Below are 10,621 nucleotides of genomic sequence, written 5' to 3'. Positions count from 1 at the left end.
GATAAAGAAGTATATCCAGGATCAGGAGAAGAGTGACATTATGCAGGACAAGTTGAGCGTGAAGGAATATGAGGACCCCTTCAAGGGGTAGCCGGTATTACGAATGCCCTTTGAAGGGCGGCGACGAGTCAAGGGCGTAGTGGCTTGAACGAAGTGAAAGCCAGCGTCTTTAGGCGCTGGCCAGTAACAAAGGCTTATAGCCGCAGAGCAAACCACCCGTTTGACGGGTGGTTATGATTTGGCCATAGTAATAAATAAAGTATCTCTTCCCGCTTTACAAAGATATTTCCGCATGATAAAATAACCACCGTAGTGTTAGAAATTTTGTAACTGTTTATACCCTGCGGGAGCCTGCGGCGGCCAGAATCGGCGGATGTTCGGATACAGAGGCAGGGCGCGGGGCTGCATCTGATAAAGGAGGAGCATGATATCATGATAAAACTTTATGACAATGGAGTCTATCTGCTGAACGGCACAGAGATGATCGAAGATAAGGGCGGCGCGCAGGTTCCGCTTTCGAAGGAGGAAGCGTCGCGGCAGACGATGGCTTACAGCATCCTGCGCGACCACAATACCTCGGGCAATATGGAAAACCTGCAGATCAGATTTGACAAGCTGACCTCCCATGATATCACGTTCGTGGGGATCATCCAGACGGCTCGGGCTTCGGGGCTGGAGAAGTTCCCAATCCCCTATGTGCTGACCAACTGCCACAATTCCCTGTGCGCGGTGGGTGGTACGATCAATGAAGATGACCATATGTTCGGGCTGACCTGCGCGAAGAAATACGGCGGTGTCTATGTACCGCCTCATCAGGCGGTCATCCATCAGTACGCGCGGGAGATGCTTGCGGGCGGCGGCAGGATGATCCTTGGTTCGGACAGCCATACCCGCTACGGCGCGCTGGGCACCATGGCCATGGGCGAGGGCGGACCGGAGCTTGTGAAGCAGCTTCTGAATAAGACCTATGATATCAAGATGCCGGGCGTGATCGGCATTTACCTGGACGGCGAGCCGAGGAAGGGAGTGGGTCCCCAGGACGTAGCCCTGGCGATCATCGGCGCCACCTTTGGAAATGGTTATGTCAACAATAAGGTGATGGAATTTGTAGGACCCGGCGTGCACAAGCTGAGCGCGGACTTCCGGATCGGCGTGGACGTGATGACGACAGAGACCACCTGCCTGTCCTCCATCTGGGCGACAGACGAGAAGATCCGGGAATTTTACGAGATCCACGGCAGAAGCGAAGACTATAAGGAACTGAATCCGGGGGCATGCGCATATTATGACGGCATGGTCTATGTGAACCTGAGCGAGATCAAGCCTATGATCGCAATGCCGTTCCACCCCAGCAATGTCTATACGATTGAGGAATTGAACGCCAATTTAAAGGACATCCTTCATGATGTCGAGCAGAAGGCGTTGGTGAGCCTGGACGGCGCGGTGGATTACAGCCTGCAGGACAAGGTGGTTGACGGGAAATTATATGTGGAGCAGGGGATCATTGCCGGCTGCGCGGGCGGCGGATTTGAAAATATCTGTGCGGCGGCGGATATCATCCGGGGAAAGAACATCGGCTCCGGGGCGTTTACGTTCAGCGTTTATCCGGCCAGCACCCCGGTCTATATGGAGCTGGTAAAAAATGGGGCGGTCGCGGATCTGATCGGGGCAGGTACCATCGTGAAGACGGCGTTCTGCGGACCATGCTTCGGCGCGGGAGATACACCGGCCAACAATGCGCTGTCCATCCGCCACTCTACCAGGAATTTCCCCAACCGGGAGGGTTCCAAGCTGCAGAGCGGACAGATTTCCTCTGTTGCGCTGATGGATGCCCGTTCCATTGCGGCGACCGCGGCGAACCAGGGCTTCCTGACCCCGGCAACTGTACTGGATGTAGAGTACAAGGGGCAGAAATACCACTTCGACAGGAGCATTTACGAAAACCGGGTATTTGACAGCAAGGGTGTGGCGGATCCTTCCGTGGAAATCCAGTTCGGTCCCAATATCAAGGACTGGCCGGCCATGTCCGCGCTGCCGGAGAACCTGATCCTGAAAGTCGTATCTGAGATTCATGATCCCGTCACGACCACGGACGAGCTGATTCCCTCCGGAGAGACTTCTTCCTACCGTTCCAATCCGTTGGGGCTTGCGGAATTTGCATTGTCCAGAAAGGATCCGGCTTATGTGGGACGCGCTAAGGAAGTGCAGGCGGCGCAGAAGGCGATCGAGGCAGGCGCCTGTCCGCTGGATGCGCTGGAAGAGTTAAAGCCGGTAATGGCCGCGATCCAGAAGGATTTCCCGGAGACGGGCAAAGGAAATATCGGCGTGGGAAGCACCATCTTTGCGGTGAAGCCGGGAGACGGATCCGCACGGGAGCAGGCGGCATCCTGCCAGAAGGTCTTAGGCGGCTGGGCAAATATTGCCAATGAATATGCGACCAAGCGTTACCGCTCCAACCTGATCAACTGGGGCATGCTTCCGTTCCTGACAGAGGCGGATCATGAGGCGCTTCCATTCCAAAGCGGGGATTATTTGTTCATCCCTGGGGCGCGCAGGGTGATCGAAGAGAAGCAGAGCACGGTAAAGGCATTTGTGGTGAAGGACGGGCTGCAGGAGATCGAATTGAAGCTGGGAGAAATGACTGACGCGGAGAGGGAGATCATCCTGAAAGGATGCCTGATCAATTATTATAGAGGATAAAAAAATATAAGTGGGTTGGATGCTCCTGGGAGCATCCAACCGTACAAGTGGAAAAAAGGGACGGTTTCAAGTGACCGTCCCTTTTCTGTGACCATATATTCGGTAAATCTTTGTAGGATCAGCGTTTCAGCTTAAACTTCTCTGTCTGCGCTTCCAGCATATGAACCTGTTCGAAGAGCTCTGCGCTGACAGCCGCGGATTCCTCACTGCTGGCAGAATTGGACTGGACCACTGTGGAGATCTGTCCGATTCCTTCGGTAACCTGTGAAATGGAATCTGCTTCGCCCTGGATGGCGTCTGCTATCGTATGTATCGCTTCGTTGGACTGTTCTACCAGCTCCAGCGTCTTTTTCAGGGAGGCGGAAACCTTTCCTACGATCTCGGTTCCGCGCGCCGTTGTCTGTACGGAATTCTCAATCAGATCCTTGGTAGCCTTGGCTGCTTCATCTGACTTGGCTGCCAGATTGCGGACCTCATCCGATACTACGGCAAAGCCTTTGCCTGCTTCTCCGGCGCGGGCAGCCTCTACTGCCGCGTTCAATGCCAGGATATTGGTCTGGAAAGCGATATTCTCGATCGTAGCAATGATATTGCCGATCTGCTGGGAGGAAGCGCTGATATCTTCCATGGCCTGCACCATCTGTTCCATCTGCTGGCTGCTGACGGATACCTGCTCTCCGGTGAGGCGTGCATTTTCCTGGGCTTCCTGAGCCACGCCTACATTGCGGTCCGCATTGCGGGAAAGCTCTTCCAGAGTAGCGTACAGCTCTTCCACCGCGCTTGCCTGCTGGGTTGCGCCCTGGGACAGTGTCTGGGAGCTGCTGGATAATTGCTCTGCATTGCCGGATACCATCTTTTCCGCCCGGAGGATGTTGGACATGGTTCCGGACAGGGTGGAGGTCAGGCTGTTCAGTGACATCTCAATGGTACGGAAGTCACCGATAAACGGAGCGGTCGTGGCAACATCAAAGTTGCCGCGGGAAAGCTGTTCCATGATCCGGTTCAGATCTTCCACATAATCGTGGATCAGGCCCATGGATTTTCTCAGGGTATCTGCCAGGTAGCCCAGCTCGTTTTCCGCATGGTAATCCAGCTCAAATTCCAGATTTCCATCCTGAAGAGGACGGCTCTGGTCGGTAATGTGAATGATTGGTTTTACAATGTGCTTCAGAACGTACTGAACCAGGCTGAGCAGACATACAAGCGCGAGGGTCAGGCAGACCGCGCACAAAATGTTCATGGTCAGGATCATCTGCCGCATTTCGGTGGTGCTGTCCAGGCTCTTCTGAGTACAGTCCTCAACGATCTGATCCAAGAATCCTACCAGTGTGGACAGGTTGGAGAGGATCGTATTCTGATAGTAAGCCTGTGCCTGTGACGGACTGGAATTCATCTGATCCAGTACATGGATAGCGGATTCATGCAGCTCCTTGTGGAGGGGCTCGATCTGGTCGCGCAGGGCCAGGATATCAGGATCCGCGGTGCTGCTGTCGCCGTAGATCCACTGTCCGAGGACACAGGTAGTCGGGTCGGTACTGCCGGTAAATTCGGCATCGGCATACAGCGCGTTGCTCAGTCCGCTGGACCATTTGTAATGGGCTGTCTCGGCAGCCTGTACGGTGGACAGCAAGTTGTTGACGTCAGCATTATCAGCCTGCATATTCTTAATGCGGAAAATGTTTATCGTCATGACACTGCTGAACAAAATTACGGAAGCGAGTGCCGCAATCACTCGGATTCCAACGTTTGTTTTAATACTTTTTCGCATAAATGTACATCCTTTCGTTAGTTGAGTATGGGAAGTCTTCTACTCTCTTCGATTTGTTTCCCTTTCTGTCTAGTATAACATGAGAGGTGAGGGATTTTCAATACTTTATTAAGGTATTCAAGGGGCACATTTTGTGTTATACTTCCTTTAGTGGGACCTGAACCGTAATTTAACAGAAATTATACTGTGGTATCTGGATTAAAGGCTCAGAAAAGTGATATAGTTATTACTATGTAAAATCACGTAAAATAAAAAACTTTGCAACACTTTCTCATTTTTTATACTCTTATTTACATCACCATCAGTTGGTGAGAAACAGCGGTCATGCCGGATTGGAAGGAGGGGGAGCGGATGTATGATTACAAGGATAGTTCAGAGCTGGTCCTGATCCAAAGGGCGCGGCGCGGGGATGTGAAAGCGTTTTCGGGGCTGTACGCGCGGATCTATAAGGAGCTGTACCGGTTTGCGCTGTACACAATGAAACATCCCCAGGATGCGGAGGACGCAGTCAGCGAGGCGGTCATTGCGGCGTATGAGAATATCCATAAGCTGAAAAAGGAGGAGTCTTTCCGAAGCTGGATATTTACGATCCTGGCGAATCAGTGCAGGAGAAAATTAAAAAACGTACAGAGGACAGAGGAGCTGCCGGAGGGCCTGGCGGCTGAGGAACGGGACCAAGCCGGAGATTGTGATGTCAGGGCGGCTTTTATGCGGCTGGATGAAGAGGACCGGGTTATTGTGGCCTGCTCTGTGCTGGAAGGGTATGCCAGCGCGGAGATTGGCAGGATGCTGGGGATGAACCCGGCGACAGTCCGTTCGCGGAAGGCGCGCGCCATGGACAGGCTTCGCCGGATCCTGAGCTGAAATGACCGATACCGGGGACGCGGTATGACGCGTCGGGAATGTCCGAAAGGAATCACATCGAACATGTCCCTGCGGGACGGCGGACTTTGTGCGGCAAAAGTGCGCCCAGCGGCATCCCATTATAGCCATACGGTCGTTTCACAAGGTATACCCAAGGGCACCCCGTTATGGCCATATGGCCGTTTCACAAGGTATACCCAAGGGCACCCCGTTATGGCCATGCGGCCGTTTCACAAGGTATACCCAAGGGCACCCCGTTATGGCCATACGGCCGTTTCACAAGGTATAGAAAGGAGACGCGGAATATGAGTATGGATGAGAAAGATTTAAAAAAGCTTGCGGAAGAGCAAAGTGAAAATATAAAAATCCCGGATTCCCTGCAGCCGGACCAGATCCAGCAGATGCTGGAATCCAGGGGACAGAAAAAAAGAAAATATTATTATGGAAAGATCACGGCGGCAGCAGCCTGCGGCCTGCTGGTCATCGGTGCTGTTGCCGCCGGGACAGTAGGATTCGGCTTCGGTACTGGAACCAAGTCGGATCATGCGGAGTTCCAGATGATAGCGGACGCAGACAGCGGCGCGGCTGCTGGTTCGGAAGAGATGCTTACGGAATCAGCGGCAGACAGCGCCGCGGACAGTTCAGGAGGTTCGGAAAGCGGCGCGGCCGGAGAGCAGGATGGAGCTGCCGGCGGGCAGAATGGAAAGGAAAGCAGTGTATCCGGCCGGTCGGACCGGAGCGGAGACCCCTTCGAAGTAACAGATATCAAAACCGCAAAGAACTATGACGAGGTTTTTGAATACATCGAAGCGGAAAATAAACGGATGCAGGAGATGCAGAGATCCACGGAGGAGTATGCGGTGATGGACGACGTGGACGGCGGGATGGCCGGCGGCAGCGCGAAAATGGAAAGCGCGCCTATGGAAAACGAGGTATCAGCAGACACGGCCGGGGAGGCCGGCGGAGCTTCCGGCTATTCAGATACCAACGTCCGGGAAGAAGGCGTTGGAGAAGCGGACATTGTAAAGACAGACGGAAAACGGCTGTATATCGTGAATAACCAGCAGATCCAGATCGTCGGCATCGAGAAGGAAGAGATGGAGCACTTAAGCACCATCCGGCTGGATCAGGAATGCTATGTTTCTGAGATCTTTGTGAAGGGCGACCGGCTCATTGCGGTGTACAGCCAGTCAGAGTACCGGGATCAGGGCGACGTGTCCACCGGGGAATACGGCGGGCGCTATCTGCAGTATGCCGTGGCAGAGACATTTGACATCAGTAAGCCGGAAAAACCGAAGTCCGTAGGAAAGATTTCCCAGAGCGGGAATTACAACACCATGCGGGTGTCCGGGGACTATGTGTATCTGCTCAGTGATTTTTATGCGGAGATCTACAGCTCCAGGACGGACCGGGACGGATATATCCCGATGGCGCAGGGGAAGCGGATCGAAAGCGGGGACATTCTGATGCCCATGGGCGCGCGGGCGGAAAAATACACCATCATCTCCGCATTTTCCATCAAGGATCCGGAGAAAAAGGTGGATACCAAGGCGGTATTCGGAAGCGCAGGAATGTGCTACGTGAGCAGGAACAATATCTACATCTGTGAGAGTGATTACGGCGACTACGGCATCATGCCCCTGGCGCGTCAGGGAGGCGGCAGCTCCGGGCGGAGTGTGTCCGGAACCTGTATCCGGAAGGTCTCTTATAAGGACGGAAAGCTTACGGCTGTGGGGCAGACGGAAGTGGACGGGACGCTCAACGATTCGTTCAGCATTGACGAATATGAGGGGAATCTGCGTCTGGTCGTGACCGTGACCCCGATTTCCTCCGACAACAGCAGCACGCCCCGGCTGTTTGGGCTTACCGAGGAGGCCGAACAGGAGCTTAAGGACACCAATTCCCTTTATATTCTGGATAAAAATCTGGAAGAGCTGTCCCGGATCGAAGGGCTGGCGGAGGACGAGGCCGTTTACTCTGCGAGATTTATGGGCGATACCGGGTATTTTGTCACATTCCGGCAGATGGATCCGCTGTTTTCCGTGGACCTGTCAGACCCGAAGAAGCCGGAGATCTTAGGAAAGCTGAAAATCCCGGGATTCTCGGAATACCTGCACCCTTATGGGGAAGGGAAGCTTCTGGGGATCGGCATGGACGTGGACGAAACAGGGACTGCGACAGAGGGCGTGAAGCTCTCCATGTTCGATATTACAGATCCGGAAAATGTTACGGAAGCGGAGAAGTACGTGCTGGAAAATACGTATTCCTCGGATGTATTTTATGATTATAAATCAGCACTGGTGGATGTGGAAAAGAACCTGATCGGATTCCGCGTGGACGGGGACGTGATGCGGTATGTGATCTTTTCCTACGGGAAAAATGGGTTCGAATGCATTTTCGAGCGGGAGCTGAGCGGGTACGCATGGAACGCGCGGGCATTGTATTCCGGCAGCAGGCTCTACCTGACAGCGGGAAATACGGTGGAATCCTACGATATGAAGAGCTTTCAGAAGATCGACGATATCGTGTTGTAAAGTGGGTTCGCACAATAGGAAGAGTTTTCAGAAGATTGATGATATCGTGTTGTAAAGTGGGTTCGCACAATAGGAAGAGTTTTCAGAAGATTGATGATATCGTGTTATAAAGTGGGTAACACAATGGAGGAGAATATGATTTTTGATACGCATGCGCATTATGATGATCCGCAGTTTGATCCGGACCGGGAGGCGCTTCTTGGGCAGATGGAGGCCGGCGGGGTCGGCACCATCGTCAATGCCAGCGCTTCGGTGGAATCCTGGGAACGGGTTCTGGAGCTGACCCGGAAGTATCCGTTTGTATACGGCATGATCGGGGTACACCCGGACGAGGTAGGCGGTCTGGATGAGGAAGCATTTTCCAGGATGAAGCGGTTATTGAAGGACGAAAAGATCGCGGCGGTGGGAGAGATCGGGCTGGACTACTACTGGGATAAGGAAAAGCACGACCTGCAGAAGGAGTGGTTTGTGCGGCAGCTCGCGCTAGCGCGGCAGGAAGGGCTTCCGGTGAACGTCCACAGCCGGGAGGCCGCGGCAGATACGATGGAGATTCTCAAAGAGCATGGCCGGGGAATGGACGTGATCGTACACTGCTATTCCTATTCACAGGAGATGGCCGAGGAATACGTGAAGATGGGGTATCTCATCGGGGTCGGCGGCGTGGTCACATTTAAAAACGCGAAAAAATTAAAGGAAGCGGTACAGGCTGTGCCGCTTTCCCATATTGTATTGGAGACGGACTGCCCTTACCTGGCGCCCGAGCCCTACCGGGGAAAACGGAACTCCTCACTGAACCTGACCTATGTGGCACAGGCAGTGGCAGAATTGAAGGGCGTGACGGCGGAGGAAGTGATCCGGGCGACAGAGGAAAACGCGCGGGCGTTTTATCGGATAGCCTGATCCGGAACGCGCGATCCTGAAATTTTGGCATTTCGCGCAGGCGATTGCTGCTAAATGCTTAAAGAACTGTGTGAAATGGCTGTGAAAAGCAGCGGAAAAGGAAAGCGGGAGGACATTAGAAAGGAGCGGGCAGATATGTGTAAAATTATGATTCCGGTAGGAACCTCGGATTTTACGGAAATCAGAAAAGAAGGATTCTACTATGTGGATAAATCAGGGATGATTGCCGAACTGATGAAGACCAGCGGAACAAAGGTTACATTGATCACACGGCCGCGGCGTTTTGGAAAAACGCTGGGGATGTCTATGCTGGCCGCTTTTTTCGATATCCGGCAAGACAGCAGGGAATTGTTTGAAGGGCTGGAGATTTCAAAACAGACAAGGCTCTGCGCGGAATGGATGAATCAGTATCCGACGTTATTTTTGTCGCTGAAAAGCGTGGATGGCCTAGACTTTTCGGGGGCATACGGACGGCTTACGTCAGTGATCGCCAAGACTTATAAAGAGCATCTCTACCTTTTAGACAGTGATAAGATCAATCCGTATGATAAAGAAATTTTTCAGCGGATTGCGGCAAAGAAGCCGACGCCGGAGGAAATAAAAGACAGCCTTTTTATGCTCACAAGAATGCTGGAGGCTTACTATGAAAAGCAGGTCATTCTTCTCATAGATGAGTATGACGTGCCGCTCGCAAAGGCCAGTGAAAAAGGATATTATCCTGAAATGCTGGATATGCTCAAAGGGCTTATGCAGACATTTAAGGATAACAGCTCACTAAAATTTGCAGTAATAACAGGCTGCCTTCGGATCGCGAAGGAGAGTATTTTTACCGGAACAAATAATTTTGTGGCGAATACGGTATCAGACACCCGGCTCAATGAATATTTTGGGTTTACACAGACCGAACTGGACCGGCTGCTACGGGATACGGGACTTACGTCCCATGCCGCGGAGATGAAGGCATGGTACGACGGGTACCGTTTTGGGGATTTGGATGTGTACTGTCCGTGGGATGTTGTAAACCATGTAAAAAATCTGCTGCTGGATCCGTCAAAGAAGCCTCTGAGCTATTGGAAGGACAGCAGCGACAACGCAGTGATCCGGTCATTTATCGACTATGCGGGGGATGACGTTACCAGAAAATTCGAGACCCTGCTTTCAGGCGGATATGTGGTCCAGAGTGTTGAAGAAGATCTGACATATGACTACCTGCACTCATCCGAAGAAAATCTTTGGAGTATTTTATATCTGACAGGATATTTAACCAGGGTCCGCGCGCGGGAATTGGGAAATGAGCTGATTCCGAAGGGCAGCCTGGCTCTGAGGATCCCAAATGCAGAAGTAAAAGAGATTTTTGAGAGCTCGATCAAAAAGTGGTTCGAGGATAGCTCAAAGGCGTGGAAAAGAGAAGAATTGTTTGCGGCAGTCTGGAATGGTGAAGCGGAAAAGGTGACGTCAGAAATGACAAGACTGCTCCGAAAAACCATCAGCTATCATGATTATAAAGAAGACTTTTATCATGCGTTTCTTGCGGGGATATTTGCGGGAGCGGGTTATGCCGTGGAATCCAACAAAGAACACGGCGAGGGGAGATGCGATGTGGTTGTGCTGGATCCTGCCGGAGACCGGGCAGCAGTCTTTGAAGCAAAATATTCAAAGGAGCTGAAAAATCTGACAAAGGACTGCGATGAAGCAGCGGCGCAGATTGATGAGAGAATGTATGCGGAAGAATTTGAGGAGGAATATTCTCAGGTAGTATGCTATGGGATCGCATTTTACAAAAAGAGGTGCATGGTCCGGTGTAAGGAACTGTAGAAAGGACGTTACAGGTCACACCTTCACCAGGCGTGACCTG

General features: G+C 52.4%; 6 protein-coding genes and 1 pseudogene. 6 read left to right on the top strand and 1 reads right to left on the bottom strand.

Features of this window, described 5'->3' with window-relative positions; all coding sequences use genetic code 11:
* A pseudogene (locus tag ACTOY7_RS13870) lies at positions 1 to 91 on the top strand (IS200/IS605 family transposase); the annotation flags it as partial.
* Between the two features lie 341 nt (positions 92 to 432).
* Complete coding sequence (locus tag ACTOY7_RS13865; RefSeq protein ID WP_300885874.1) at positions 433 to 2,700, top strand: hydratase; 2,268 nt, start codon at positions 433 to 435, stop codon at positions 2,698 to 2,700.
* Between the two features lie 118 nt (positions 2,701 to 2,818).
* Here ACTOY7_RS13865 and ACTOY7_RS13860 read toward each other — a convergent pair whose 3' ends face one another.
* Positions 2,819 to 4,468 carry a methyl-accepting chemotaxis protein gene (locus ACTOY7_RS13860; RefSeq protein ID WP_160284732.1) on the bottom strand — a complete coding sequence of 550 codons (1,650 nt, stop codon included), beginning with the start codon at positions 4,466 to 4,468 and terminating at the stop codon, positions 2,819 to 2,821.
* A gap of 351 nt (positions 4,469 to 4,819) precedes the next feature.
* Between ACTOY7_RS13860 and ACTOY7_RS13855 the strand changes: the two genes are divergently transcribed.
* From ACTOY7_RS13855 to ACTOY7_RS13840, 4 genes are all read left to right on the top strand, one after another.
* The gene (locus ACTOY7_RS13855) at positions 4,820 to 5,332 is read left to right on the top strand and encodes an RNA polymerase sigma factor (protein ID WP_160284731.1); all 513 of its coding nucleotides are present in this window, start codon (positions 4,820 to 4,822) and stop codon (positions 5,330 to 5,332) included.
* Positions 5,333 to 5,637: 305 nt separating this feature from the next.
* A complete protein-coding gene (locus ACTOY7_RS13850; RefSeq protein ID WP_482671377.1) occupies positions 5,638 to 7,866 on the top strand; it encodes a beta-propeller domain-containing protein in 2,229 nt (742 codons plus the stop codon).
* 135 nt (positions 7,867 to 8,001) lie between these two features.
* A complete protein-coding gene (locus tag ACTOY7_RS13845) occupies positions 8,002 to 8,766 on the top strand; it encodes a TatD family hydrolase (protein ID WP_160284729.1) in 765 nt (254 codons plus the stop codon).
* A 135-nt stretch (positions 8,767 to 8,901) separates the two neighbouring features.
* Positions 8,902 to 10,581: an AAA family ATPase gene (locus tag ACTOY7_RS13840; protein ID WP_482671383.1), complete on the top strand. Its 1,680-nt coding sequence runs from the start codon at positions 8,902 to 8,904 to the stop codon at positions 10,579 to 10,581.
* Positions 10,582 to 10,621 lie beyond the last annotated feature (40 nt).

It is taken from the genome of Schaedlerella sp. (assembly GCF_056796775.1).
This window is presented reverse-complemented; position numbering and strand designations above follow the sequence as displayed.

Bases quoted from the DNA above. Each gene is read 5' to 3' on its own strand.
- ACTOY7_RS13855 (WP_160284731.1), top strand. From the start codon at position 4,820: ATGTATGATTACAAGGATAGTTCAGAGCTGGTCCTGATCCAAAGGGCG.
- ACTOY7_RS13860 (WP_160284732.1), bottom strand. From the start codon at position 4,468: ATGCGAAAAAGTATTAAAACAAACGTTGGAATCCGAGTGATTGCGGCA.
- ACTOY7_RS13850 (WP_482671377.1), top strand. From the start codon at position 5,638: ATGAGTATGGATGAGAAAGATTTAAAAAAGCTTGCGGAAGAGCAAAGT.
- ACTOY7_RS13840 (WP_482671383.1), top strand. From the start codon at position 8,902: ATGTGTAAAATTATGATTCCGGTAGGAACCTCGGATTTTACGGAAATC.
- ACTOY7_RS13845 (WP_160284729.1), top strand. From the start codon at position 8,002: ATGATTTTTGATACGCATGCGCATTATGATGATCCGCAGTTTGATCCG.
- ACTOY7_RS13865 (WP_300885874.1), top strand. From the start codon at position 433: ATGATAAAACTTTATGACAATGGAGTCTATCTGCTGAACGGCACAGAG.